We start from the raw sequence: 24,702 nt of genomic DNA, 5'->3' as shown, positions 1-24,702 counted from the left end.
GCCCCCCGACACACCCCTCAGGCAGGAACACCTCAATGCCGCACTCATTCGACCTGCTGGTCGTCGGTGACGCCAACCCCGACGTCGTCGTCGGCCCGCTCGACGGCCCGCTCGCCTTCGGCCAGCGCGAACAGCTGGTGCCCACCGGCACCCTCACCGTCGGAGGATCCGGCGCGATCGTCGCCTGCGGGGCCGCCCGCCTCGGGCTCAAGGTCGCCTTCGCCGGCCGGGTGGGCGACGACGACGCAGGCCGCTACATGCGCGACCAGCTCGCCGCCCACGGCGTCAACACCGAAGCGCTGCGGCTCGACCCCGGCCGCCCCACCCCCATGACGGTCGTGCTCACCCGCGGAGACGACCGGGCCATCATCACCGCCCCCGGCACCCTGACCGCGACCACGGCCGACGACGTACCCGCGACACTGCTGGGAGCTGCGCGGCACGTGCACGCGGCCTCCTACTTCCTGATGCCACAGCTCGCCGTCGCACTCCCGGACCTTCTGCGCGCCGCACGCCGGCACGGCGCCAGCACCTCCCTGGACACCAACGACGACCCGTCGGGCCGATGGGAGGCCTCGGGTCTGGACGCGGTCCTGGCCCACACCGACTTCCTGCTGCCGAACGCGGCCGAAGCCCGGCGCCTGGCCCGCCTCGACACGGACGACCCCGCCGAGGCCGCCGCAAGCCTCGCCCGCCGAGGCCCGATCACCGCGGTCAAGAACGGCGCCGACGGCGCCCTGTGCCATGACGGCGAACGGCTCTTCACCACCCGGGGCATCCGAGTCCAGCCCGTCGACGCGGTCGGTGCCGGGGACAGCTTCGACGCCGGATTCATCGCCGCCCTGCTCGACGAGACGCCCCTGCCAGAGGCCCTCCGCTTCGCCGCGGTCTGCGGAGCCCTGTCCACCCGTGCTCACGGCGGCACCACGGCACAGCCCACGCGGGACGAAGTCCTCGCCCGCCTTTCCGAGACCGAGGAAACCCAGGTATGACCACCCCCAAGATCGCCTTCGTCGGAGCGGGCAGCGTCGTCTTCACCCAGGGACTGCTCGCCGACCTCCTGGCGTTCCCCGAACTGAAGTCGGCGCACATCGCGTTGCACGACATCGACACCGAGCGTCTGGCCACCGCCCACGCCGCCGCCGGCCGGATCGCGGACACCCTCGGCGCCCATCCCACCATCACCGCGGACACCGACCGCCGCAAGGTCCTCGCGGACGCCGACTTCGTGATCAACATCGTGCAGATCGGTATGGGCGAGGCCACCCGGACCGACTTCGAGGTACCGGCCCGCTATGGCGTACGCCAGACCATCGGCGACACCCTCGGCATCGGAGGCATCTTCCGGGCCCTGCGCACCTTCCCGTTCCTGAGGCAACTGGGGCGGGACATCGCCGAAGTGTGCCCGCAGGCCTGGCTGCTGAACTACACCAACCCCATGGCCATGAACGTCCAGTACCTGACGCAGGCGACCGGCCTGACCCGGGTGGTGGGACTGTGCCACTCCGTGTACTGGACGATGCGCGACCTCGCCGATCTGGTCAAGGTCCCCTACGAGGAGATCAGTTACCACGCCGCGGGCGTCAACCACCAGGCATGGGTACTGCGCTTCGAACACCAGGGCAGGAGCCTCTACCCGAAGCTGGACGAACTGATCGCCTCCGACGGCCAGTTGCGCCGGAGGGTCCGGGTCGACATGTACCGCCGGCTCGGCTACTACCCGACGGAGACCAGCGAGCACTCCTCCGAGTACGTTCCCTGGTACCTGCACCACGGCAGCGAGGTCGAACGGCTGCGGCTGCCGATCGGCGAGTACCTCAAGATCGTCGACGAGAACGTAGCCACCTACGAGAAGACCCGCGAAGCGCTGGCCGCGGGAACACCGGTCGCCGTCGAGGGGACCATGGAGTACGCACCCCAGATCATCCACAGCATGGTCACCGGCACCCCACGCACGGTCTACGGCAACGTCCCCAACGGGACCCTGATCGACAACCTGCCCGCGCACGGTGTCGTCGAGGTGCCGTGCCTGGTGGACTCCCTGGGCGTCCAGCCGACCCGGGTCGGCTCCCTCCCGCCCCAGCTGGCGGCGCTCAACCGCACTTACCTCAGCGCGAACGACCTGGTGGTGCAGGCGGCGATCGAGGAGGAACCACGGCACATCAGGCACGCGGCGATGACCGACCCCGCCACGGCCGCGGCCCTGCCGGTCGAGGACATCTGGCGCCTGTGCGACGACATGGTCACCGCCCACGGCGACCTCCTCCAGCAGGGGCTGCGCGTCCGCCTCGGGTCGTAGGCGCCGTGGCCGGCGGTGTACGCACCTCGCAAACTGTTCCGCTGCCGCGGCGGAACCCTGGCGCGTACCGTCAGTGATCGGCGTTCACGACGATCACTGACGGTGGACCGGGCGTTGCACCCGCCTCAGCACGGCCACCACCGCCGATCGGACGCATCCCACCCAAGCAGCGCACCCGACCCGGCTACCCGCCAAGGACGGGGCTAGGGTGAACGGGCGTCACCCATAGGAGGTACACAACATGGCAGTGGCAGCAGCGGCCGCCACCCCAGAGTCCGACGTGCTCGTCAGCCTTGTGCTCCCGGTCTACGGCGTGGAGGAATTCCTCCGCCCATGCCTCGACGCCATCCTCGCCCAGCCCTTCACCCGCTTCGAGGTCGTCGCGGTTGACGACGCCTCCCCCGACGGCTGCCCGGCGATCCTCGACGAGTACGCCCGCCGGGATTCCCGCGTCCGGGTCGTGCACCTTGCGGACAACGGCGGCCTCGGCCAGGCCCGCAACACCGGGTTCGAGAAGGCCCGCGGCACCTACGTGTGGTTCGTCGACAGTGACGACTGGATCGCCGACGGCAGCCTTGCCGCCATTGCCCCCCGTCTCGAGGCGAGTCGTCCCGACGTCCTGTTCCTCGACTACGCCCGCGCGCTGCCCGACGGCACGATCGAACCCAACCCGCGTGGTCACCTCCTGCGCGAGCCGACGCCCCCGGACACCTTCGGCCTCGCCGCCCGCCCCAGTGTCCTCGAACTCATGATGACCGCCTGGAACAAGGTCATCCGCCGGGACTTCCTCGCCGCCCTCGACGTACGGTTCGGCCCTGGCCTTTACGAGGACCTCCCGGTCACCTATCCCATCCTGCTCGCAGCAGAGCGCATCGCCCTCCTCGACCGGGTCTGCTACATCTACCGCGAGCGCCGGGCCGGAGCCATAACCACCACGGTCAGCGACCGGCACTTCGACGTCTTCGGCCAGTACGAGAAGATCTTCGCCTTCCTCGACGCCCACGGCGACGCCTTCAACGCCTTCCGCATGCCGATCTTCGACCGTGCCATCTGGCACTACACCACGATCATCGACGACCCGTCCCGTGTCCCTCCGCGCCGCCGCCGAGAGTTCTTCCACCGGATGGCCGCGCACTTCATCCGCTACCGGCCCGCCGGATACACCTTCCCGGCCGGCGCCCGCGGCACCAAGTTCCGCCTCGTCGCCCGCGACGACTACCGCCTCTACACCGCCCTCCGGCCGGTCAACCGCCTGCGCCTGCAGGCCCGTCGGAGCGTCGGCACGACCAAGCGCGCCGCCCGCACCACCGCGCGCCGGGCACGCGCAGTGCCCTCATTCCTCTACTACGAACTCCAGCGCCGCCTCCCCCTCGACGAACACCTCGCGGTCTACGCCGCGTACTGGTACCGCGGATACTCCTGCAATCCCCGCGCCATCTACGAGCGGGCCCGCGAACTCGCCCCGGACATCCACGGTGTGTGGATCGTCCGCGAGGACGCCGTCGCCTCGCTCCCTCCGGGGGTGGACTTTGCTGTCGAGGGCTCACGCAGCGCCCTGCGCCACCTCGCCCGCGCCAAGTATCTGGTCAACAACGTCAACTTTCCGCACACCATCGCCAAGCGTCCCGGTTCCGTGCACCTGCAGACCCTGCACGGCACCCCTCTCAAGGTCATGGGCCTGGATCAGGAGCGGTACCCGATCGGTGCCAAGGGCATGAACTTCACCCGGCTGCGCGAGCACTCCGCCCGCTGGGACTACCTCCTCTCCGCCAACCCGCACTCCTCGCAGATCTGGCGGCGCGTCTACCCGGGCTCGTACGAGCTACTGGAGTACGGCTATCCCCGCAACGACCGCTATTTCGCCACCGGTCCCGACGAGATCGCCGCGATCCGCAAGGGCCTCGGCATCGCCGAGGGGCAGACTGCGGTCCTGTACGCCCCGACCCACCGCGAGTACGCGGACGTCGGCCCGCTCCTGAACCCGGACCGGTTGGCAGCCGCACTGGGGCCCGACCACGTTCTGATGCTGCGCTCCCACTACTACGACGCCGACGGCAAGCAGCCGCGGTCCGGCGGCGGCCGGGTGCTGGACGTGTCGACGCACCCCGTCGTCGAAGACCTGTGCCTGGCGGCGGACGTGCTGGTGACGGACTATTCGTCGATCATGTTCGACTATGCCGACCTGGACAGGCCGATCGTCGTCTACGCCCCCGACTGGCAGACGTATCGCAGCACCCGGGGTGTCACGTTCGACCTGATGGAGCAGCCGCCCGGGGCCGTCACGACGACCGAGGAGGAACTGACCCGAGTACTGCGCTCCGGCGAGGCGAACGATGAAGCGGCCCAGCGGGCACGGGCCGCGTTCCGCCGCCGTTTTTGCACGTTCGACGACGGGCACGCCGCTGAGCGGGTGGTCAGGCGGGTGTTCCTCGGCGAGGACCAGACGGCCCGAAGCGGAGTCCCGCCCACCTCGCCGACGCCCCCTCCCACTCGACCGGCCCCCTAGCCGGCGGCGCGGCGTAGCAGGGCGTCGAGGGCGCGCTCGAAGGGGGCCAGCGGGTCGGCCTCCGCCGGTCCCAGCAGACGCGCGCGCAGCTGCGCGCGTTCAGCGGCGAGCGGGTCGGGCGCGCTGCCCGCACGGTCGAGGAACTCCTCGAGCCCCACGAGGTCCGGGCCGAGGACGTGACCGGCCGCCGCTGCCGGGTAGCGCCCCCGGAACACGTCAGGATCGAGGCCGGCGGGGTTCGTCACCGCGTACGGCTTGTCCGCGGCGAGGAAGTCCGTGACCACGCCAGACACGTCGGCGATGAGGACGTCCGCGTGGTTGAAGCAGTCGTAGAGGCCAGGGCGAGAGCCGGCCGTGACCCGGTGGCGAGTGCCATCGGCCCAGTACGCGTCCTGCCACGCGGCGAACACCGTGTCCCAGTCGGCGACGGGCCTGGCACTGTCCCGTGCGGCCTGCGCCTCGTCGCCGCCGGGCTGCCGCAGCGCCTCGAGCCGGGCAGCGAGCCGCTCAAGCCGTGCGTCGTCCTCGCCGACGCCGCCGTTCGCCGCCTTGATCAGCGTGAGGATCTCGTCGTGCGCTGCCTTCGCCCGCCGGTCGAGGGTTCCGGTGAGCGGGTGCGGCCGGTACAGCAGCCGAATCCGCGGCTGCCGGGCCAACAAGGCGCGGACGAGCGCCGGACCCATCGTGGTCAGGGAAGTCGCTGCGCCCTCGTCGCCGTGGAAGCCCTCCCAGGTGGGTGCGTACAGGACGGTCGGCTGCGGTGCCGCAGCGGTCGTCGTGGTGATGGGCCACAGCGCGGGCCGCCCCACCTCGACGATGTCCGTGTCCGCCACCCCGACGCCCGAGCGGGCGTACCGTTCGCGGCCTTCCGGGCCGGCGACCCACACCTCGTCGTAGACCTTGGTGAAGGGGTTGAAGCTGGTGGGCTTGTCGCTGTCGCCGTGGCCGATGTAGACGGAACGGAACTGCGGCATCCGCAGGAGGTGGGTGTTGTTGGCCGCGTTGGCGGCGAACAACGCCACCCGGGCGCTTGGCAACTCGAAGGCGGCGAGGTCCTTGCCGAGCGGCAGGCAGACCACCGGCCGGGTCGTCACGTCGAGCCGGGGCAGCATCTCGCGCTCGCGCAGCACGATCACCACCCGGTGGCGCGTCCGCTCCAGGACGGGCAGCCAGCCATTGAGCTGGTAAGCGGACCGGAGGTTGCCGGAGAAGTAGACGACCACCTCGGGCTCGTACTCCTGTACCTCCGCGCGGACGGCGGCCAGCACGCGCCCCTTGGCAGCGAGATGCCTCGACCGCCACGCGGGCACGGCGAGCAGCACGACGGCGACAAGCGCCGCCAGGACGGCGGCTCCGGCGCCACCGGCGGCCCAGCGCGCGCCGGCCTCCGCGGCGACGGCGGCACCCGCGACCAGCGGCAGGTCGACGAAGGTGAGCGGCCCACGGTGCAGGTCCATCAGCCGGCGTGGCGGAGCGTCCGGGATCCGCAGCGCGGAAAGATCCACGTTGCGGGTCACGGCGGGCAGCCGGCGACACCACCACACATACAGCAGCAGCCCCGCGTACCCCAGCCGCAGCGCCTGCACCACCAGGAAGCCCAGGACGGCGAGGACGAACGCGCCGGACTCGCCCTGCCCGGCCCGCGCCAGCAGCGCCAGCGCCGAGGCACCGCGCAACGCGGATGCCGCCGCAACGCTCAGGCCCACCCGGGGCAGCGGCTGCATGCGGCCGGTGACCCGTTTCATCGCGCCGGGTTCCGCGCCATAGGCGGCAGCGGCGCACACGGCGTAGGCCCATCCACTCGGCACGACCGCCGTCACGAACATCCCGAGCAGCGCGAGCGGCAGCGTGGCAACCGCGAGGGGCAGCTTCTTCAAGATTCGAGCGCGCAGGGACATTCGACGGTTCTACCAGTGCCGGTCCGTCGGCGTTCGGGCGGGTGGGGATGGTTTCCTGCGATGGACGGCGAACTTCGCGCCTCAAGCCGAGCTGTTCGCGCAGACCGAAGTCATCGGAGCCGCATCGGCCGGATGGGCGAGCGAGCGGCCCTGGCCCGTCCCGCACACGTCCCACACGCTGCGACACGGCAGCCGACAGGGTGCACTGGCCCGGGCCCCCGCCAGATCCAGGAGTGTGCGTCGGGCCTTTCAGCGCCACCCCCGCCACGCCCAACGGAACGTCGAGTAGGGCCAGTTGGCGCGGATCCGTGGGGCCTGCTTCCTCCCGCGGTTCGTAGAGCCGGCTGGTGAGGATGTCGACGTACACGTACCGGCCGTGAAGGTCATGCGTCGTCTCTCTGTGGTCAGCGGACGGTCGTGCCGTCGGGTTCGTCGAACAGGCCCAGTTCCTCGCGCGTGGGGAGCCCTTCCCAGTCGCCCCGGGTGGCGACCGCGAAGGCCGCGGTCGAAACGGCCCGGTGCAGACGGTCCAGGACATCCGCGCCGTCCAGGAGTCCGGAAAGATACCCGGCCACGAAGGCGTCGCCCGCGCCGACGAGGTCGACGGCGTCGACCTGCCGTGCGGCGCGGTGGGTCGCCCCGTCGGCGGTGAAGACCGTCGCGCCCCGAGCACCGCGTTTGACGACCACCTCTCTGATGCCCGCCGCCAGGAGACCGCGCGCGGCCTCGGACTCCTCCGCGTCCGCGCGTTCCTGCACGAGCGGCAGTTCGTCCTCGGAGGCGATCAGCAAGTCGGTGTGGGCCAGCAGCGGGCGCAGTGCCGTGCGGGCGCTGTCGGCGGTCCACAGGCGGGAGCGGTGGTTGACGTCGAGGCACACGGTGACGCCGGTTTCCCGCGCGGCAGTGGCGGCCGCCAGGACGGTATCGGCCGCCGACGGGCCGAGCGCCGGCGTGATGCCGGTGATGTGCAGGACGCGGGTCCCCGGGGCCAGCGCGGGCAGCACGTCGGCCGGTGCGAGCGCCGATCCGGCCGAACCGGCGCGGTAGTAGCTGACGCGGGTCAGGGTGCCCAGGCGGGGTTCGGTCAGCAGCAGTCCGGTGGGCCGACCGGTGTCGTCGGTGGCCACGTGGCTGATGTCGACCCCCTCGGCGCGCAGGGTGCGCAGTACCAGGGCACCGAGTTCGTCCGCGCCGACCCGGCCGGCCCAGCGCGCCCGGTGCCCGAGCCGGGCGAGGCCGATGGCGACATTGGACTCGGCTCCCGCCACGGACAGGCCGAGACTCCCGCCCATCCGCAGCGCGCCCTGGGCCCGCAGCGCCGCCATCGTCTCGCCGAAGGTCACCACCTCGGGCGGCCCCTGCGGGTTCGCGCTCACGGTGTGTCCCCGGCGGCCACCCTGCGGAACTCGGCCGCCCGGGCGCGCAGTGGGTCCAGGTCGCCGCCGTCGGCCGCATCGCCGACGAGCGGTGAGCCGACGCCGACGGCGATGGCACCCCGGGCCAGGTAGTCGCGGGCGGCCGTCGCGTCCACTCCCCCGACGGGCACGAAGGGCACCTCGGGGAACGGGTCGCGCAGGGCCCGCAGATAGCCGGGGCCGCCGAGGGAGCCAGGGAAGAGTTTGACCGCGTCGGCGCCGCGGGCGAGGGCGGCTTCGATCTCGGTCGGGGTCAGCGCGCCCATGAGGACGGGCACACCGTACGGCGCCAGTCCGTCGACCAGTGCCGGGGTGACGAGGTAGGACGCCCCGGCGTCGAGCGCGCGGCCCGCGTCCCCCGCGCAGCGCACGGTGCCGGCGCCGAGGAGGGCGTCGGAGCCGAGCGCGGCGCGGGCCTGCCGAAGCACGGTCAGGGCGTCGGTGGTGGTCAGCGATATCTCGACGGCGGCGACGCCCTCTTCCACGAGGGTGCGCACCGTGCGCACGGCGGCGACGGGGTCCTTGCCCCGCACGATCGCGAGCAGGCGGTGGCGGCGGAGGGATTCCACCAGGTCCATGGGAGCGGGCCTTCCTTGCGCGGGTTCGGTTCCTCCGGTCTCGGCGGCCCGGCATACGGCCTTCTCGTGATGTCGGCACCGAGACCCGGGCGGGAACCGACCACAGCGTATCCGTCCTGGAAGCGGAAGGGTTCGGGGGCTGTCACGTACTCCAGCAGGTCGCACTGCTGGTTGTAGTGGATGCCCATGCTCTGTTCCTGGATGAGGAAGTTCGGCACGGAGAAGTCAGAATTCGAAGCGGTACCCCATGCCGGGCTCGGTGATCAGATAGCGGGGGTGGGCGGGGTCCGCCTCCAGTTTGCGGCGCAGCTGGGCCATGTAGACGCGCAGGTAGTTGGTCTTGTTGCTCTGGGAGACACCCCAGACCTCCTGCAGGAGGTGCTTCTGCGTGATCAGCCGGCCGGGGTTGGTGACCAGGATCTCCAGCAGGTGCCATTCGGTCGGGGTCAGCCGTACGTCCCGTCCGTCCCGTACGACCTTCTTGGCGAGCAGGTCGATGGTGAAGTCGTCGGTCTCGACGAGTGTCGTCTCGGGGACGAGTGGAGTGTCCTCGGTGCGGCGGACGGCGGCCCGCAGCCGGGCGAGGAGCTCGTTCATGTTGAACGGCTTGGTGATGTAGTCGTCCGCGCCGGCGTCGAGTGCGGCGACCTTCTCCTCGGATCCCTGCCGCGCGGACAGGACCAGGACCGGCACTCGGGTCCAGCCGCGCAGGGCCTTGATGACGTCGATGCCGTCCATGTCGGGCAGGCCGAGGTCGAGCATCACCACGTCGGGCTGACGGGCGGCGGCCAGCCGCAGGGCCGTGGCCCCGTCGGGCGCGGCGTCGACGCCGTACTTGCGCGCCTGCAGGTTGATCACGAGGGCCCGCACGAGCTGCGGGTCGTCCTCCACCACCAACACCCTGGTCATGGGTGCGTGCCTTTCCTGTCGTGCGCCGGGCCGGGCGGAACCGGACGCGAGGCAACCGACGCCACGGCGACGGGGGTTGGCGGCTCAGGGATGACTCCCGGCCGCCAACTCCCGCGCATGTCGCCCCATCCCGTCAATGCTTTGCCAGAAGATCCTTGAGCGCGATGTTGAGTTCGAGGACGTTCACGCGGGGCTCCCCGATGAAGCCGAGCGTGCGTCCCTCGGTGTGGTCCTTGACCAGCTTCTCGACCTGGGCGACCGACAGGCCGTTCTTCTCGGCGACCCGGTGGACCTGGATCTGCGCGTACTGCGGGGAGATGTCCGGGTCGAGGCCGGAGCCGGAGGAGGTGACCGCGTCGGCGGGCACCTGGGACGCCTTGACCGTGTAGCCGGGCACCGAGTTGTCTTTTACGACGGCCGCCTTGGCCGTCTTCACCTGCTGGATCAGGACCTTGCTGTCGGCGGAGAGGTTGGTCGCGCCGGACAGCAGCAGCTTGTACTGGGTGTTCACGCTGTTGCTGCCGAGCCCGTCGGCCGGGCGGCCCTGGAACCACTTCAGATCGGGGTCCGGGGTCTGCCGGCCCTTCTTCAGCGGCAGGTTGTACGACTGACCGATCAGCGAGGAGCCGACGACCTTGCCGTCCGCCTTGACCTCGGAGCCGTTCGCCTTGTCGTGGAACAGCGCCTGGGCCACACCGGTGACGACGAGCGGATAGATGACGCCCGTCACCAGGGTCAGCACGAGGAGGGCCCGCAGGGCCGCCCCGAGCAACCGAGCAGTGTTCGATACGGAGTTGTTCATGGCGGTCAGCCGATCCCGGGGATGAGGGAGATGAGCAGGTCGATGATCTTGATGCCGATGAAGGGCGCGATCAGGCCGCCGATGCCGTAGATCGTCAGGTTGCGGCGCAGCATCTTGTCGGCGCTCACCGGCCGGTACTGCACGCCCTTCAGGGACAGCGGCACCAGCGCGATGATGATCAGCGCGTTGAAGATGACCGCGGACAGGATCGCGGAGTCGGGCGAGGACAGGCCCATGATGTTGAGCTTGTCCAGGCCCGGGTAGACGGCCGCGAACAGCGCCGGGATGATCGCGAAGTACTTCGCGACGTCGTTGGCGATGGAGAACGTCGTCAACGCTCCTCGGGTGATGAGGAGTTGCTTGCCGATCTCGACGATCTCGATGAGCTTGGTCGGGTTGGAGTCGAGGTCGACCATGTTGCCGGCCTCCTTGGCGGCCGACGTACCCGTGTTCATCGCCACCCCGACGTCCGCCTGGGCGAGCGCGGGCGCGTCGTTGGTGCCGTCACCGGTCATCGCGACGAGCTTGCCGCCCGCCTGCTCCCGCTTGATCAGGGCCATCTTGTCCTCGGGCGTGGCCTCGGCGAGGAAGTCGTCGACGCCCGCCTCCTCGGCGATCGCCTTGGCGGTCAGCGGGTTGTCGCCAGTGATCATGACGGTCTTGATGCCCATGCGGCGCAGCTCGTCGAACCGCTCGCGCATGCCGTCCTTGACGACGTCCTTCAGATGGATGACACCCAGCACCCGCGCGCCCTCGTCGTCCTTGACGGCGACCAGCAGCGGAGTGCCGCCCGCCTGCGAGATGGCGTTGGAGAGCGTGTCCGCGTCGTCCGCGACGGTGCCGCCCTCCTCCTTGACCCAGGCGATGACCGAACCGGTCGCGCCCTTGCGGATCTTGCGCCCGTCGACGTCCACGCCCGACATGCGGGTCTGGGCGGTGAAGGCGATCCACTCGGCCCCGGCGAGCTGCCCCTGGTGCCGCTCGCGCAGCCCGTACCGCTCCTTGGCGAGTACGACGATGGAGCGGCCCTCGGGCGTCTCGTCGGCCAGCGACGACAGCTGGGCGGCGTCGGCGACCTCGGCCTCGGTGCTGCCCTGGACCGGCACGAACTCCGAGGCCTGGCGGTTGCCCAGGGTGATGGTGCCGGTCTTGTCGAGCAGCAGGGTGGATACGTCGCCGGCGGCCTCGACGGCACGGCCCGACATGGCGAGGACGTTGCGCTGGACGAGCCGGTCCATGCCCGCGATGCCGATGGCGGAGAGCAGGGCGCCGATCGTGGTCGGGATCAGGCAGACCAGCAGCGCCACCAGCACGACCATCGTCAGATGCGTGCCCGCGTAGTCCGCGAAGGGCGGCAGCGTGGCGCACGCGAGCAGGAAGACGATCGTCAGCGAGGCCAGCAGGATGTTCAGCGCGATCTCGTTGGGCGTCTTCTGCCGGGCCGCGCCCTCGACGAGATTGATCATCCGGTCGATGAACGTCTCGCCCGGCTTTGTCGTGATCTTGATGACGATGCGGTCGGACAGCACCTTCGTACCGCCGGTGACCGCACTGCGGTCGCCGCCGGACTCACGGATGACGGGCGCCGACTCACCGGTGATCGCCGATTCGTCGACGGACGCGACGCCCTCGACGACGTCACCGTCGCCGGGGATGATGTCGCCCGCCTCGCACACCACCAGGTCGCCGATGGTCAGGGCGGTGCCCGGGACCTGCTCCTCGGAGGTGCCGTCGCCCAGCAGCCGACGGGCGACGGTGTCGGTCTTGGCCTTGCGCAGGGTGTCGGCCTGCGCCTTGCCGCGGCCCTCGGCGACCGCCTCCGCCAGGTTGGCGAAGATCACGGTCAGCCACAGCCAGGCGCTGATCGCCCAGCCGAACCAGTCGCCGGGGTCCTTGAAGGAGAAGACGGTGGTCAGCACCGAGCCGATCCACACCACGAACATCACGGGCGACTTGACCATCACCCGCGGGTCGAGCTTGCGGCAGGCGTCCGGCAGCGACTTCAGCAGTTGCCTGGGGTCGAACAGGCCCGCGCCGACACGTCCTTCGGCGGGCTTGTGCCCGGTGGGTACGTCGCTGTGCGGCGCCCGGGTCGGGGTGGCTGTGGACATGGAGTCCTCTGACTTCTCGGTACGGGTGGTCATGACGCCAGCCCCTCGGCCAGCGGGCCCAGCGCCAGCGCCGGGAAGTAGGTCAGACCGGTGATGATCAGGATCGCGCCGACCAGCAGGCCGGTGAACAGCGGCTTCTCGGTACGCAGCGTGCCGGCGGTCACCGGGATCGGCTTCTGCTCGGCGAGCGAGCCGGCCAGCGCCAGCACGAACACCATCGGCAGGAAGCGGCCCAGCAGCATCGCCAGACCGGTCGTGGTGTTGTACCAGTCGGTGTTCGCGTTCAGCCCGGCGAAGGCCGAGCCGTTGTTGTTGGAGGCCGAGGTGAAGGCGTACAGCACCTCGGAGAAGCCGTGCGCCCCGGAGTTGAGCATCGAGTGCGGCGGGGTCGACAGCGCCATGGAGACCGCGGTGAAGACGAGCGCGAGCGCCGGGGTGATCAGGATGTAGCAGGCGGCCAGCTTGATCTCACGCGCGCCGATCTTCTTGCCCAGGTACTCCGGCGTACGGCCGACCATCAGACCGGCGATGAACACCGCGATCACGGCCATGATCAGGATGCCGTAGAGGCCGGAGCCGGTACCGCCGGGAGCGATCTCGCCCAGCATCATGCTGAGCAGCGTGATCCCGCCGCCGAGGCCGGTGAAGGAGGAGTGGAAGGAGTCCACGGCGCCGGTGGACGTCAAGGTCGTGGACACCGCGAAGATGGACGAGGAACCGACGCCGAAGCGGACCTCCTTGCCCTCGTACGCCCCGCCGGCCAGCTGAAGCGCCGGGCCGTGGTGGGCGAACTCGGTCCACATCATCAGCGCGACGAAGCCCAGCCAGATGGTGAACATCGTGGCGAGGATCGCGTAGCCCTGCTTGACGCTGCCGACCATCACGCCGAAGGTGCGGGTCAGCGCGAACGGGATCACCAGCAGCAGGAAGATCTCGAAGAGGTTGGTGAAGGGCGTGGGGTTCTCGAAGGGATGGGCGGAGTTGGCGTTGAAGTAGCCGCCGCCGTTGGTGCCGAACTCCTTGATGGCCTCCTGCGAGGCCACCGCTCCGCCGTTCCACTGCTGCGAGCCGCCCATGAACTGGCCGACCTCGTGGATGCCGGAGAAGTTCTGGATCGCACCGCACGCCACCAGGACGATCGCGGCGATCGCCGCGCCCGGCACCAGGATGCGGATCGTGCCGCGCACCAGGTCGGCCCAGAAGTTGCCCAGCTCACCCGTGCGGGAGCGGGCGAACCCGCGCACCAGGGCCACGGCGACGGCGATGCCGACGGCCGCGGAGACGAAGTTCTGCACGGCCAGACCGGCGGTCTGCACGACGTGCCCCATGGTCTGCTCGCCGTAGTACGACTGCCAGTTGGTGTTGGTCACGAAGGAGACGGCCGTGTTGAACGACTGCGCCGGGTCGACCGAGGAGAAGTTCAGCGAGCCGGGCAGGATGCCCTGCAGCCGCTGGAGCAGGTAGAGGAAGAGGACACCGACCGCGGAGAACGCGAGAACACCGCGCAGGTACGCGGGCCAGCGCATCTCCGTGTCCGGGTTGGCGCCGATGCCCTTGTAGATCCACCGCTCCACACGCCAGTGCTTGTCGGAGGAGTAGACCCTGGCCATGTAGGTGCCGAGGGGGATGTAGGCGAGCGCCAGCGCGCCTATGAGGGCGAGCAGTTGGAGCACGCCCGCGAGTACGGGACCCATGTCTGTCTCAGAACCTCTCCGGGAAGATCAGGGCGAGGACGAGATAGCCCAGCAGGGCGACGGCCACGACCAGGCCGACGATGTTCTCGGCGGTCACAGCTTCGTCACCCCCTTGGCGACGAGGGCCACCAGTGCGAAGGACGCGATCACGGTGACGACGAAGGCCAGATCGGCCATCGCGAGCTCCTGGAGTGAGGTTCGATGAAAGGCGGACGGTTAGAGGAAACCGCCTGTGTGGCCGCATCCGACCACCCGTTGACGGCTCTCTTACGCCGACGCTCATGGCTTTGACGGGACTCATACGGCCCGGCCCCGTACCGGTGAGCAGCAGTCGTGACCAGCGGTGACCCGGCTCACAGCAGCCCAACCCGCAGCCGCTCCGCCTCCGGGATGAGCACGGTGACCCGGTGCCGTGACGACGCATGCGGCGGACCGCTCGACACGGACGCCGACAGACCGTAGGGCGCCGGGGAGGCAGCCACGAACGACCGTGGTGTGCTACAGGCTCGTGCGGAAGGGAACGAAGGCGAGGGCCACCTGGAAGGGGGCAGCAAAAGCCGGCCGCCAGGGCGTCACGCACCTCCTGCGTTCTGCTCGGTCGGTACGGCGTTCAGGGGCTGTGGGGCGAACGGCAGCGACACGACCATCGTGAGGCCGCCGCCGGGGGTGTCCTCGGGGGTGAGGGTGCCGTTCATGGCCTCGGTCAGGCCGCGGGCGAGGGCCAGTCCGAGGCCGAGGCCGGTGGTGTTGTCGGTGTCGCCGAGGCGCTGGAAGGGCTCGAAGAGTTGGTCGCGGCCCTGTGCGGGCAGACCGGGCCCCCGGTCCACGACCCGCAGCTCCACCCGGCCGGCCAGGGCACTGGCGGTTATCAGCACCTTCTTCCCCGACGGTGTGTGGCGGGCGGCGTTGCCGACGAGGTTGGCGATCACCCGCTCCAGCAGCGGTGGATCGGCCAGCACCGCCGGGATCTCCTCCAGGTCCGCCACGTCCACGTCGGAGACATCCGCGAGGGCCATCGGGAGGACCTCTTCCAGGGAGGTGGCCCGCAGGTTCAGCGTCAGGGCGCCTGCCTCCAGGCGGCTGAGGTCGAGGAGGTTCTCCACCAGGCGGTTGAGCTTGGCCATGGACTCGTCGGCGGTGGCGAGGAGTTCGTCCCGGTCCTCGGAAGAGAACTCGACATCACGGCTGCGCAGCGAGGCCACGGCGGCCCAACCCGCGGCCAGCGGGGTGCGCAGGTCGTGGCCGACGGCCCGCAGCAGGGCCGTACGCAACCGGTCGGCGGCCTTGACCGGCTCCACCTCGGCGGCGGCCTCGGCGAGCCGGGCCCGCTCGACCGCCGAGCCGGCGTGCGCGGCGAACGCGGCCAGCACCCGCCGCTCGGACGACGACAGCGTGCGGCCCCGCAGTGCGAGCCAGGCACCGGGACCGGCGGCAACGGCCGTCACACCCGCCTGCTCGGGCGGCTCGTCCACCAGCTCCGCGGACTCCATCCCGAACGTCTCCCGGGTCCGCTCCAGCAGGGCCGGGATGGTCGCTTCGCCCCGGACGATGCTGCCGGCCAGGGACGACATGGTCTCCGCCTCGGCGGTCGCGCGGGCGGAGCGGCGCGACAGCCGCAGGGACCGGTCCACGACGGCGGCGACGGTGGCGGCCACCACCGCGAACACCGCCAGCGCCAGCAGTGCGTTCGGGTCATCGAGCGTGAAGGCTCCGATGGGCGGGATGAACCAGTAGTTGAGCAGCAAGGACGCCGTCACCGAGGCGATCACCGCCGAGGCGACCCCGCCGATGCAGGCCACGCCCACCACGGCGAGCAGGAACAGCAGGGCCTCACTCGTCAGGTTCAGCGTTCCGCGCATCTGGGCGAGGAGGAGGGTGAGCAGCACCGGCAGCACCAGCCCGGCCACCGGTCCGGCGATCAGCCGGGCCGTGGACAGGGTGCGCCGTCGCGACGGCAGGAGCGTGCCGCGACCGGCTCGCTCATGGGTGACCCGGTGGACGTCGATGTCGCCGGACAGTTCGGTGACGGTCTCCCCCGTGCCGGGCCCGGTCAGGAACCGGGCCAGCCGGCCGCGGCGGCTCGTGCCCAGCACGAGCTGGGTGGCGTTCTCGGCGCGCGCGAACTCCACCAGCGTGGAGGCCACGTCGTCGCCGACCACCGAGTGGTAGCTGCCACCGAGGTCCTCGACGAGCCTGCGCTGACGGGCGAGCGAGGCGTGCGAGGCGCCTGCCGCGAGGCCGTCGCTGCGGGTCACGTGCACAGCGAGCAGATCTCCTCCCGCCGACCGGTCGGCGATCCTGGCCGCCCGCCGGATCAGGGTGTCGCCCTCCGGGCCGCCGGTCAGGGCGACGACCACCCGCTCGCGTGTCTCCCACACCCCGCCGATGCCGTGCTGCGAGCGGTACTCCTGCAGCGCCTCGTCGACCCGGTCGGCCACCCACAGCAGGGCCAGCTGCCGCAGTGCGGTGAGGTTTCCGGGCCGGAAGTAGTTGGCGAGGGCGGCGTCGACCTTCTCGGGCGCGTAGATGTTGCCGTGCGCCATCCGGCGGCGCAGCCCCTCGGGCGGCATGTCCACCAGTTCGACCTGGTGGGCTCGGCGGACGACCTCATCGGGCAGGGTCTCGTGCTGCGGCACTCCGGTGATCTTCTCGACCACGTCGTTGAGGGATTCCAGGTGCTGGATGTTCAGCGCGGTGATCACGTCGATGCCGGCGTCGAGGAGTGCCTCGATGTCCTGCCAGCGTTTGGCGTTGCGGCCGTCGCCGGGCACGTTGGTATGCGCGAACTCGTCGACGATCGCCACCTGCGGGCGCCGGGCGAGCAGCGCGGCGAGGTCCATCTCCTCGAACAGTGCGCCGCGGTAGGCGCAGGACGCCCGGGGGATGCTCTGCAGGCCGTCGAGCATCGCCTCGGTGTGCCGGCGCCCGTGGCACTCCGCGAAGCCCACCACCACGTCCGCCCCGCGGGCGGCACGGCGTCGTCCCTCGTCGAGCATGCGGTAGGTCTTGCCGACTCCCGGGGCAGCCCCGAGGTAGACCTTCAGTCGTCCGGGCCGTACGTCACTCATCGCCGCCGACGCGCTCCGCTCACTGGATCAACTCCCCTGTCCCCCGGGGTCCCTCCTGCCAAGGAAGCCCCCGCACGGGCCGGCCGGCGCGGTTGTTAGCGCTTCTTTGGCGCCGGGCCCGAAGACCTTGACACTGTCTTGACGTGACCTGGCCCGATAGGGTGAAGGCAGGTGTGCCGGGAAGTCTGGTCGGCCGGGAGCCACGGCGGTTTCCCGAAGAGCCCCAGGGGGACGGCATGCGCAGCGTCGGTACGGTTCTCGCCCTCGTGGTGCTGGCCACGGTGGTCGCCACCTTCGCCCGCCGCTGGCGCATCCCCGCGCCCTCCCTGCTGGTCGTCGCCGGTCTCGCGGTGGCGCTGTTGCCGGGCACCCCGCAGATCGAGATCAGCCCCGAAGTCATCGGCCTGGTCGTGCTGCCGCCCCTGCTGTACGCCTCCGCCGAGGAGATGCCCTGGCGCGAGCTGCGGGCGGTGTGGAAGCCGGTCGGGATCCTCGCCATCGGGCTGGTGCTGGCCTCGGCCGCCGCCGTGAGCGCGGTCGCGGTGTGGGTGACGCCACTGTCGTGGCAGATGGCGTTCGTGCTGGGCGCGGTTCTGGCCAGCACCGATCCGGTGGCGGTCACCGCGCTGGGGCGGCGACTGTCGCTGCCGCCGAAGGTGCAGGTGCTGGTCCAGGCGGAGAGCCTCTTCAACGACGCGACCTCGCTGGTGCTGGTGCGGGTGGCGGCCGGCATCGCCGTGGCCTCCGCGGCCGCCGACTGGGGCGCGGCGGGCGGCCAGTTCCTCCTCCTCGCGGGCGGTGGCACGCTGATCGGCGGCGCGGTGGCCGGAGTGATCACCCTGATCCGGCGGCGCACCGAGGACCCGGTCCTGGAGACGGTGATCGCCCTGGTCACCCCGTACGCCGCCTACCTGCTGGCGGAGGTCGCGCACACCTCAGGCGTGACCTCGTGCGTGGTCGCCGGGGTCGTCCTCGGCGGCCGGGGCGACCGGCTCACCACCGCCCGTATCCGGCTCCAGCTGCACGCGGTGTACGGCACAGTGGTCTTCCTGCTGGAGAGTGTGGTGTTCTCTCTCATCGGCCTGGCGTTGCCGGCGGAGGTGCGGGCCCTGCCCGACGGCGACCATGCCTGGCCCCTGTACGCCCTCGCCGTCGCAGGCACGCTCATCGCCGTACGGCTTTTGTGGATCGCCCCGCTGTCCGCGGTCGTCCAGCACAAAGGCGCGGTCGGCCGGATGAACTGGCGGATCCCGGTGGTGCTGACCTGGGCAGGCACCCGGGGTGTGATGCCACTGGCCGCCGCCCTGTCCATCCCGGAGATCGCACAAGACGGCACCCCGCTCGCCGACCGTCCGCTCGTCCTCGTCCTGACCACCTCGGTCGTGGTCGTCACCCTCGTCGTGCAGGGCTTCACTCTCGCCCCGGTCGTCCGCCGCTCCGGCATCGCCCTGGAGCCCGCCCACACCGAACGCGAGGAGGTCGAGGCCCGCTCCCACCTCGCCCACGCCGGCCTGGCCCGGCTGGAGGAGCTCGCGGAGCTGGAGGCCGTACCGGACATGGTCCTCGACCGGCTGCGCCGGGGTCTGAACGCCCGTCTCGACGACGCGCGCGAACGCCTGACGGAGCAGAACGGCACCGTGGTCGCGACCGAGTCCGCCGATCTGGTCTACCGCCAGCTGCGCCGTGACCTGATCGCCGTCGAGACGGTGGAGCTGCAACGGCTGTACGACACCCACCGCATCAGCGACACCACCCGCCGCCGGCTGCAGCGCTCCCTCGACCTGGAGGAGGCCCGGCTGGCGGACGCCTAGCGGAACTCGGCCAGCCTGGGCCGCAGCCCGAGAGCGGTGAGAGCGATGACCAGGATCAACAGACCGCATTCCCACGGCAGTTCGGTCCTCACATCCGAGCGTCCGGCCTGCACGGACGCCGCGAAGTGCTGCCGGTTGATGTCCGTCACCTTGTCCAGCGCCGCCATCCACGCCCCGAAGTGCGCGTTGGAGGTGCCCGGCTCCCAGTCCATGCAGAACTCGACCGCCTCCTTCTCCTTCCCCGCGGCCAGCAGGGCCCGTATCTTCCGGTCGTCGCGCTGGTAGACGGCGTACGTCCGCACCGTCTGTTCCGCTGCGGCCCGCTCGCCGGGGAAGGTGATGTTGTCCAGTTCCCTCCGGAACTCGCCGGTGAACCGCAGGTCGTGGTGATCGGACTCGTACGCCTGCCAGGTAGTGGCGAGGTCGGCGTCGTACGACGAGAGAGTCGCACCCTTCAGGCCGTACAGCTGCTGCGACTTGGCGAGGAACGACTGTGCGTACCGGTCGCGGCGCTGCCGGTCGAGGAGGTAGCGGCTCTCGTCGGCGTTGGCGTCGTAGGCGATCGCCTGAGCCCGGGAGAGGGCCACGACGGAGTCGAAGGCGTCCCGTCGGGCGCCCCGCAGGTTCGCCTCCGAGGAGGCCGGCATCTGGGCGCCGAGGATCACCGAGAGCAGCGCGCACGCTGTGGCGGCGAGGAGGGGCGGGTTCAGGATGCGCCGGAAGCGTCGGGTCAGGTACCACTGCAGGGCCCCGAGGGCGACCAGCAGGAGCAGGCCGAGGGCGACGACGGCGAGGAGTTGGCCGGAGAGGGTGGAGCGAGCCGCCGTGTACTGCGCGTCGAAGGCCCTGTCGTTCGAGGAGACCAGCCTGCGGGAGTCGGGCAGCAGGCTGCTCCGCAGCAGGTCGGTGGCCCTGCGGTAGTCCACGAGGGCCGACGGCTTGCCGCCGGGACGCCCGTCGTTCTCCAAGGCGCGTCCGATGAGCTCCTGGTACTCGGCGAAGTCGTCGGTCAGGTTCTCGACCGTCTTCTCGTCGGACCGGTCCCCCTGCGCGGCGACGGCCAGGTCCCGCAGATCGTGCCCGATCTCGCGCCGCGCGTCGCCGTAGACGCCGAGCGCCTTCTCGTACGGCGTCCGCAGGCGGCCCTCACCCGCATCGCCGTTGGACAGCAGGATGTTGGCGGCCTGGGCGTCCATGTCGTTCAGGGCGAGGTCGAGGTCGGCGGCGCTGATCGTGCGCGGCGCGTCGCGACCGGCCACCCCGTCCCACATACCGTTCGCGGCCAGGCCGGCGACGGTCAGCAGCACCGCCAGGGCGGCGGCGGGCAGGACCGAGGCCGCGCGCAGCAGGCGCAGCCGCGCGGGCACGGTGGCCCAGAAGCGGCGGCGCAGAGCGGCCCCCGCGGCCAGGGTCTGGCGGGCCGGACGCGGCACCTGACCCGGATCGCCCGAACCCTCCGGTCCGCGGGGCCCGGACCTGCCGCCGACCGGGACGATCACCTCTTGCCCTGGCGGTGTCTCCCCCTCGGTCCGAGGCCCCTGACCCTGCGCTGTGCCGGCCGTGAGAGTCACGGTCCCTCCAACGTCACACCACGGACGGTCGCCCGTCCCCCCGTCGCCGATGAGTGTGCGACTGGATCAGGCCACGGACAGCTGCCATTGACGGGTTCCTGATGACCGCTCAGCGGGGTTTGACGGGACCTTGACGACGGTCGCGAATCCGCAGGGCTGACGGTGCACTCCGGCGAGGTCGCCCCGGTCACCCGAGAAGTCCTCGGCGAAGCGGAACCGGACCGCGCCCGCAGGCCGGCCGCGCACACCGGCTGACGTCCCGCGTCAGAAACCCGTCAAGATTCGCCCGTACGGCGCTAGGACCCCGTTAGCGACGGTCGCCGGACCTCATACGAGCGCCTAGCGTCAGCGCCATGCGACGGAGCGGACCGGCGGGCTCGGCCGGCGACCGCCACTGGCGTGGCAGCGCCCGGCTCGCGGTGAGCTGCGCCGTGATCTTCTGCGCCATGAGCCTCCTGGTCGACTGGGACGCGGCAAGCCTGACCCCCCTCCGCGCCCTGCTGTGGGTCACCCTGTCAGCCGCCCTATGCGCGGTGCTGCTGCCGCCACGGATGAGCGCGGGCCGCGGCTGGCTGGCGGTGCGAACCCCCTGGTGCAGGCGAGTGATCCATACCGACGCCCTGACAGCCGTACGCCAGTACGGCGGTGTCTCCTCCCACCTTGTCCTGCGGGACACCCACGGACACACCCTGGAAATCGACCCCCGAGTCCTCACCGCCAACCCGATGCTCTGGCACGAGCTCGACACGGGTGTCCGCCGCTCCCTCGAACACGGAACTCTCCGCCACGGAGCGGGAGTCATGCAGCGCCTGGGACATCACATCGACGACGAGACGGTCGAGGCAGTGCTCCGGGCGTCGGGGCTGTCCTGACAGCGAAGAGCACCCTCTCCGTCCCCGGACTGGACGGGACCTGCCTCGAATCGCCTCCCGGCTCGTGCTGCGCAAGCAGTTGGCAGGCTATGACGACGCCGCGGGATCCGCCGATGTCGTCCTGTTCGGCGACTCCTTCGGACTCATCGACGCAGCGCCGACAGGGGACTGATGAGGGTTTGAACTCGGATCACAGCTCGGCTCGAGCCCGGGCTTCCTTCGCTGGTAACACCCCCGGTCCAGCGGTCCGCCTGCGCGTAGTCGGTCACGTGCCCGTGGTCAGGATTCGGCGGCCGCCTGACGAGCCGCGTAGGCGGCGGGGGTGAGGCGGGTGTGGTGGCGGAAGAAGCGGCCGAAGTTGGCCGCGTCGGTGAAGCCGAGGTGGGCGGCAACCGCGTGGGCCGTCCACCCGGCAGGGCCGAGGAGACGGCGCGCTTCGAGCAGCCGTCGCTCGTTGATGACCTCCCGTGCTCCCTTGCCGGTGGCGGACCGGGAAGCTCGGCTGAGGGTGCGCACCGAGCAGTCGAGCAACTGGGCGTAGTCGTCGACGCGGTGCAGCTCACGGAAGTGCAGCTCCAGGGCGTCCAGGAACCGTTCGTAGACGGGGCGGCGCCCGGCGACGCCCAGGGGCGCGGAGCGGGGGCCGCTCCCTGAGGAGGCCGCATCGGAATCGGTCGGAGGTCCTGAGACACCTGGTGAGTGGGCCAGGCGCAGGAGCAGCGCTTCGAGAAGACTGCGCCGCAGTGCGTGATGGGCCGCGAGCGGGCGACGTCCCAGTGCACGGTGTTCTTCGAGGAGCTGACGCGCGGTCCGTTCCAGCCAGAGGGCGTCATCGGCGTGCGGGGTCAGGACGGCAGGGGCGTCGTGTGAGGTGAGGGGAGCCAGGATGCGGGCGGTATCGGGCCGGAGCACCTCCGGCTCGAACAGGACGAAGAGGCCGCGGGCGGTGCTGGGGTCGTGCCAGCACTGCGCATGCCCGGGCCGCACCCACAACCACTGGCCGGGGGCGACGGTGTGTGTGACGTGGTCGACGTCGTGCCACAGGACGCCGTGTGTGACCAGGATCAGATAGTGGAAAGTGGCCCGGCCCGGACGGGGCGGGTTCCACGGCCAGTCGTCGTGGTGGGCGTGGAAGTCCTCGACGGTGGTCACTTCCAGGCCGTACGGGGTCCCCACCGGGGGCTGGAAGCCGTACAGCGGGATGGAGGCGGGATCGGCCCGTGCGATGGAGTCGGACCGCGACGAGGAATTGCCGGAGGTACCTCGCTCGGATCGCGAGGGATGTCGCTTGTCGACCATCATGTGACCGCAGCCTACCGTCCGGATCGTCTGCTTCGGCGAAAGGATGAGGCTTGCCGGTGCCGGACCGGCGGTGCGACTGCTGCGGCGCCCCTGCCGTCCGTGCTGACCATGCCGGAGACAGCCCCACGGTGCCCCGGCTCGCGGGCTTGTGAACTGACATTGATCGAGGAAGGTACGACCATGAACGGACCGACGCTGCAGAAGACCGCGGCCGAATGCGCCGAGGAACTGCCCGGGGCCGGCCTGGAGCACCCCTTCGGCGATGCCTGGGAGGTCTACAAGGTGAGCGGGAAGGTCTTCATGCTGATGACCGAGGTTCCCGGACGCCCTGTCGTGATCCTCAAGTCCGATCCCGCAGAGGCCGAGGCCCTGCGGGAGCAGAACGCGAACATCACCCCCGGCTACTACATGAACAAGAAGCACTGGATCACGTTGGAGGGCGGCGACGCGATCGACCAGCAGCTGGTCAGGGAGCTCGTGATGGAGTCCTACCGTCTCGTGGTCAGCCGGCTCCCCAAGTCTCGGCAACCCGTCGACCCGCACACCTACGGCCGCAGCGCCTGACCCGCGTCATGTCCCTCAGCGGCGAGCAGCTCCAGGACACCGCCCGCGGCACTGCGCTCGCGCTGCCCGGTACCGGCCACGGACGCCCGTTCACCGAGCAGTTGGACGTCTACAAGGTGGCGGGCAAGGTCTTCCTGATCGTCACGGACGACCCGGACGAACTCATCGTCACCCTGAAGGCAGAACCTGAGCACGGGCGCCTGCTGCAGGGCCGGTACGCCTCGATCACTCCGGGCCGCTACCTCGACAAGCGGCACTGGATCTCCGTGGGAGCCGGCCGGGGCATCACCGCGGACCTGGTCGCCGAACTCGTCGACCACTCCTACCACCTCGTCCTGGACACGGTGCCGCGCAACCGCCGCCCTGGATGACCGCCGAACGACCACAGACCTGCAACCCCCAAGGACGAGGATCTCCCCCGATGCACATCATGTCGACCGAGGAATGGCACGCCTTCGTCACCCGCGGCGCGCACACCGGACAGTTCGCCACGGTCGAGGCCGAAGGCACCCCGAACATTCATCCCGTCTGGTACGTCTTCGACGGCGCGGACTTCCTGTTCACCACCGGCGGTGCCACGGCCAAGGCGCGCAACCTGCGCCGCAACCTCCGTGCCTCGCTCTGCGTCTCCGACGACAATCCGCCCTTCGCCTACGTCGAGGTGCGCGGCGATGTGACACTCGGCGAGGACCTGGACGAACTCCTCGACGTCGCCACCCGGGCAGGTGCCCGGTACATGGGCGCGGACCAGGCCGAGGCATTCGGCAGGCGCAACGCCGTCCCCGGCGAATTCGTTGTCCGCCTGCACCCCACCCGCCCTCTTCAGTCGCGTGTCGGCCGGGGATGCAGCCTGGTCAGTTCGTCGCGTGCCCCGCGCCACAAGGCGTCTCGCAGTCGGTGGAACTCGTGGGCGGATCGGGTCGCCGGCCAGTCGGGCGGGAGGTGTTCGGTGGGGAGTCCGGGGTCGGCGCGCAGGAGGTCTCCCCAGGTGTCGAAGAGTTCGACCAGTTGGGGCAGTTGGTTGTCGGTAGTCGGCTGTACTGCTTCCCAGCGGCGCAGGAAGGTCTCGTGGGCCTGTCGCAGGGCGGCCATGTCCCAGACGCGTGCGATGAGGGAGGCGATGTCGGTGGGGGTGATGGCGACGGCTTCGAAGGCGGCCGGTTGTCCTTCGGCGGGGTCGGCGTAGTCGAGGATGGCGGAGGCGTCGACGCGGCCGGGTGTGATCCACACGTTGGACATCAGGCGCCCGAAGCCGGCCCATTCGAGTCGGGTGCCGAGCTGGTAGCGGTCGTTGCGCAGGGC

Annotated in this window: 19 protein-coding genes and 1 pseudogene; 8 read left to right on the top strand and 12 right to left on the bottom strand. The window is 70.7% G+C overall.

Features of this window, described 5'->3' with window-relative positions; translation table 11 throughout:
- Positions 1 to 35 precede the first annotated feature (35 nt).
- The 3 genes from GRC12_RS04110 (at position 36) to GRC12_RS04100 (ending at position 4,805) form a co-directional block, all read left to right on the top strand.
- Complete coding sequence (locus tag GRC12_RS04110; RefSeq protein ID WP_208777415.1) at positions 36 to 992, top strand: carbohydrate kinase family protein; 957 nt, start codon at positions 36 to 38, stop codon at positions 990 to 992.
- Positions 989 to 2,299: an alpha-glucosidase/alpha-galactosidase gene (locus GRC12_RS04105; protein WP_208777414.1), complete on the top strand. Its 1,311-nt coding sequence runs from the start codon at positions 989 to 991 to the stop codon at positions 2,297 to 2,299. Before GRC12_RS04110 ends, GRC12_RS04105 begins: the two co-directional genes overlap by 4 nt.
- Positions 2,300 to 2,540: 241 nt before the next feature.
- Entirely contained in the window at positions 2,541 to 4,805 is a 2,265-nt protein-coding gene (locus GRC12_RS04100; protein ID WP_208777413.1) for a bifunctional glycosyltransferase/CDP-glycerol:glycerophosphate glycerophosphotransferase, read from the top strand.
- Here the strand turns inward: GRC12_RS04100 and GRC12_RS04095 are convergent.
- The 9 genes from GRC12_RS04095 to GRC12_RS04055 all read right to left on the bottom strand — a co-directional run bounded on the left by GRC12_RS04095 (position 4,802) and on the right by GRC12_RS04055 (position 17,280).
- Positions 4,802 to 6,682, bottom strand: coding sequence for a hypothetical protein (locus GRC12_RS04095; protein ID WP_208777412.1), 1,881 nt, complete (start codon positions 6,680 to 6,682; stop codon positions 4,802 to 4,804). The genes GRC12_RS04100 and GRC12_RS04095 overlap by 4 nt on opposite strands.
- A gap of 425 nt (positions 6,683 to 7,107) precedes the next feature.
- Positions 7,108 to 8,028 carry a sugar kinase gene (locus GRC12_RS04090; protein ID WP_244371997.1) on the bottom strand — a complete coding sequence of 307 codons (921 nt, stop codon included), beginning with the start codon at positions 8,026 to 8,028 and terminating at the stop codon, positions 7,108 to 7,110.
- A gap of 47 nt (positions 8,029 to 8,075) precedes the next feature.
- Entirely contained in the window at positions 8,076 to 8,696 is a 621-nt protein-coding gene (locus GRC12_RS04085; protein WP_208777411.1) for a bifunctional 4-hydroxy-2-oxoglutarate aldolase/2-dehydro-3-deoxy-phosphogluconate aldolase, read from the bottom strand.
- Between the two features lie 225 nt (positions 8,697 to 8,921).
- The gene (locus tag GRC12_RS04080) at positions 8,922 to 9,605 is read right to left on the bottom strand and encodes a response regulator (protein WP_208777410.1); all 684 of its coding nucleotides are present in this window, start codon (positions 9,603 to 9,605) and stop codon (positions 8,922 to 8,924) included.
- A 133-nt stretch (positions 9,606 to 9,738) separates the two neighbouring features.
- Positions 9,739 to 10,407 (bottom strand): potassium-transporting ATPase subunit C, encoded by a 669-nt coding sequence (locus GRC12_RS04075; RefSeq protein ID WP_208777409.1) that lies wholly within the window; start codon positions 10,405 to 10,407, stop codon positions 9,739 to 9,741.
- A gap of 5 nt (positions 10,408 to 10,412) precedes the next feature.
- Positions 10,413 to 12,551, bottom strand: a complete 2,139-nt coding sequence (gene kdpB, locus GRC12_RS04070) for a potassium-transporting ATPase subunit KdpB (RefSeq protein WP_208777408.1) — start codon at positions 12,549 to 12,551, stop codon at positions 10,413 to 10,415.
- A complete protein-coding gene (gene kdpA / locus GRC12_RS04065) occupies positions 12,548 to 14,212 on the bottom strand; it encodes a potassium-transporting ATPase subunit KdpA (protein WP_208777407.1) in 1,665 nt (554 codons plus the stop codon). The genes kdpB and kdpA overlap by 4 nt, the downstream gene beginning before the upstream one ends.
- A gap of 7 nt (positions 14,213 to 14,219) precedes the next feature.
- Positions 14,220 to 14,309 (bottom strand): K(+)-transporting ATPase subunit F, encoded by a 90-nt coding sequence (gene kdpF, locus GRC12_RS04060; RefSeq protein WP_016434100.1) that lies wholly within the window; start codon positions 14,307 to 14,309, stop codon positions 14,220 to 14,222.
- A gap of 475 nt (positions 14,310 to 14,784) precedes the next feature.
- Positions 14,785 to 17,280 carry a sensor histidine kinase gene (locus GRC12_RS04055; RefSeq protein WP_208777406.1) on the bottom strand — a complete coding sequence of 832 codons (2,496 nt, stop codon included), beginning with the start codon at positions 17,278 to 17,280 and terminating at the stop codon, positions 14,785 to 14,787.
- A 236-nt stretch (positions 17,281 to 17,516) separates the two neighbouring features.
- Here GRC12_RS04055 and GRC12_RS04050 point away from each other — a divergent pair, with 236 nt between their 5' ends.
- Entirely contained in the window at positions 17,517 to 19,091 is a 1,575-nt protein-coding gene (locus GRC12_RS04050; protein ID WP_208777405.1) for a Na+/H+ antiporter, read from the top strand.
- Here GRC12_RS04050 and GRC12_RS04045 read toward each other — a convergent pair.
- Positions 19,088 to 20,590, bottom strand: a complete 1,503-nt coding sequence (locus tag GRC12_RS04045; RefSeq protein WP_208777404.1) for a hypothetical protein — start codon at positions 20,588 to 20,590, stop codon at positions 19,088 to 19,090. The two genes, GRC12_RS04050 and GRC12_RS04045, sit on opposite strands and share 4 nt — an antisense overlap.
- Positions 20,591 to 21,015: 425 nt before the next feature.
- Between GRC12_RS04045 and GRC12_RS04040 the strand changes: the two genes are divergently transcribed.
- The gene (locus GRC12_RS04040) at positions 21,016 to 21,534 is read left to right on the top strand and encodes a hypothetical protein (RefSeq protein ID WP_208777403.1); all 519 of its coding nucleotides are present in this window, start codon (positions 21,016 to 21,018) and stop codon (positions 21,532 to 21,534) included.
- Positions 21,535 to 21,813: 279 nt separating this feature from the next.
- On the opposite strand, the gene GRC12_RS04035 is transcribed toward GRC12_RS04040, so the two are convergent.
- Entirely contained in the window at positions 21,814 to 22,836 is a 1,023-nt protein-coding gene (locus GRC12_RS04035) for a helix-turn-helix domain-containing protein (RefSeq protein WP_208777402.1), read from the bottom strand.
- Positions 22,837 to 23,016: 180 nt separating this feature from the next.
- Between GRC12_RS04035 and GRC12_RS04030 the strand changes: the two genes are divergently transcribed.
- The 3 genes and pseudogenes from GRC12_RS04030 to GRC12_RS04020 form a co-directional block, all read left to right on the top strand.
- Positions 23,017 to 23,400 carry an MmcQ/YjbR family DNA-binding protein gene (locus GRC12_RS04030; protein ID WP_208777401.1) on the top strand — a complete coding sequence of 128 codons (384 nt, stop codon included), beginning with the start codon at positions 23,017 to 23,019 and terminating at the stop codon, positions 23,398 to 23,400.
- Between the two features lie 8 nt (positions 23,401 to 23,408).
- The gene (locus GRC12_RS04025) at positions 23,409 to 23,771 is read left to right on the top strand and encodes an MmcQ/YjbR family DNA-binding protein (RefSeq protein WP_208777400.1); all 363 of its coding nucleotides are present in this window, start codon (positions 23,409 to 23,411) and stop codon (positions 23,769 to 23,771) included.
- A pseudogene (locus GRC12_RS04020) lies at positions 23,768 to 24,205 on the top strand (PPOX class F420-dependent oxidoreductase); the annotation flags it as partial. The gene GRC12_RS04025 and the pseudogene GRC12_RS04020, both read left to right, overlap by 4 nt.
- Before the next feature lie 17 nt (positions 24,206 to 24,222).
- On the opposite strand, the gene GRC12_RS04015 reads toward GRC12_RS04020, so the two are convergent.
- Positions 24,223 to 24,702: PaaX family transcriptional regulator C-terminal domain-containing protein (locus GRC12_RS04015; protein WP_280117412.1), on the bottom strand; the 480-nt coding region annotated here is incomplete at its 5' end.

Source organism: Streptomyces griseorubiginosus (assembly GCF_017614965.1).
Classification (GTDB): Bacteria; Actinomycetota; Actinomycetes; order Streptomycetales; family Streptomycetaceae; genus Streptomyces; species Streptomyces griseorubiginosus_B.
The sequence above is the reverse complement of the archived record's forward strand: the minus strand, read 5'-3'. Positions and strand labels throughout refer to the sequence as shown.

Coding starts and splice junctions, on each gene's coding strand:
- GRC12_RS04110 (WP_208777415.1), top strand. CDS start 36: ATGCCGCACTCATTCGACCTGCTGGTCGTCGGTGACGCCAACCCCGAC.
- GRC12_RS04105 (WP_208777414.1), top strand. CDS start 989: ATGACCACCCCCAAGATCGCCTTCGTCGGAGCGGGCAGCGTCGTCTTC.
- GRC12_RS04100 (WP_208777413.1), top strand. CDS start 2,541: ATGGCAGTGGCAGCAGCGGCCGCCACCCCAGAGTCCGACGTGCTCGTC.
- GRC12_RS04090 (WP_244371997.1), bottom strand. CDS start 8,028: ATGGCGGCGCTGCGGGCCCAGGGCGCGCTGCGGATGGGCGGGAGTCTC.
- GRC12_RS04085 (WP_208777411.1), bottom strand. CDS start 8,696: ATGGACCTGGTGGAATCCCTCCGCCGCCACCGCCTGCTCGCGATCGTG.
- GRC12_RS04080 (WP_208777410.1), bottom strand. CDS start 9,605: ATGACCAGGGTGTTGGTGGTGGAGGACGACCCGCAGCTCGTGCGGGCC.
- GRC12_RS04075 (WP_208777409.1), bottom strand. CDS start 10,407: ATGAACAACTCCGTATCGAACACTGCTCGGTTGCTCGGGGCGGCCCTG.
- kdpB (WP_208777408.1), bottom strand. CDS start 12,551: ATGACCACCCGTACCGAGAAGTCAGAGGACTCCATGTCCACAGCCACC.
- kdpA (WP_208777407.1), bottom strand. CDS start 14,212: ATGGGTCCCGTACTCGCGGGCGTGCTCCAACTGCTCGCCCTCATAGGC.
- GRC12_RS04055 (WP_208777406.1), bottom strand. CDS start 17,280: ATGAGTGACGTACGGCCCGGACGACTGAAGGTCTACCTCGGGGCTGCC.
- GRC12_RS04050 (WP_208777405.1), top strand. CDS start 17,517: ATGCGCAGCGTCGGTACGGTTCTCGCCCTCGTGGTGCTGGCCACGGTG.
- GRC12_RS04040 (WP_208777403.1), top strand. CDS start 21,016: ATGCGACGGAGCGGACCGGCGGGCTCGGCCGGCGACCGCCACTGGCGT.
- GRC12_RS04035 (WP_208777402.1), bottom strand. CDS start 22,836: ATGATGGTCGACAAGCGACATCCCTCGCGATCCGAGCGAGGTACCTCC.
- GRC12_RS04030 (WP_208777401.1), top strand. CDS start 23,017: ATGAACGGACCGACGCTGCAGAAGACCGCGGCCGAATGCGCCGAGGAA.
- GRC12_RS04025 (WP_208777400.1), top strand. CDS start 23,409: ATGTCCCTCAGCGGCGAGCAGCTCCAGGACACCGCCCGCGGCACTGCG.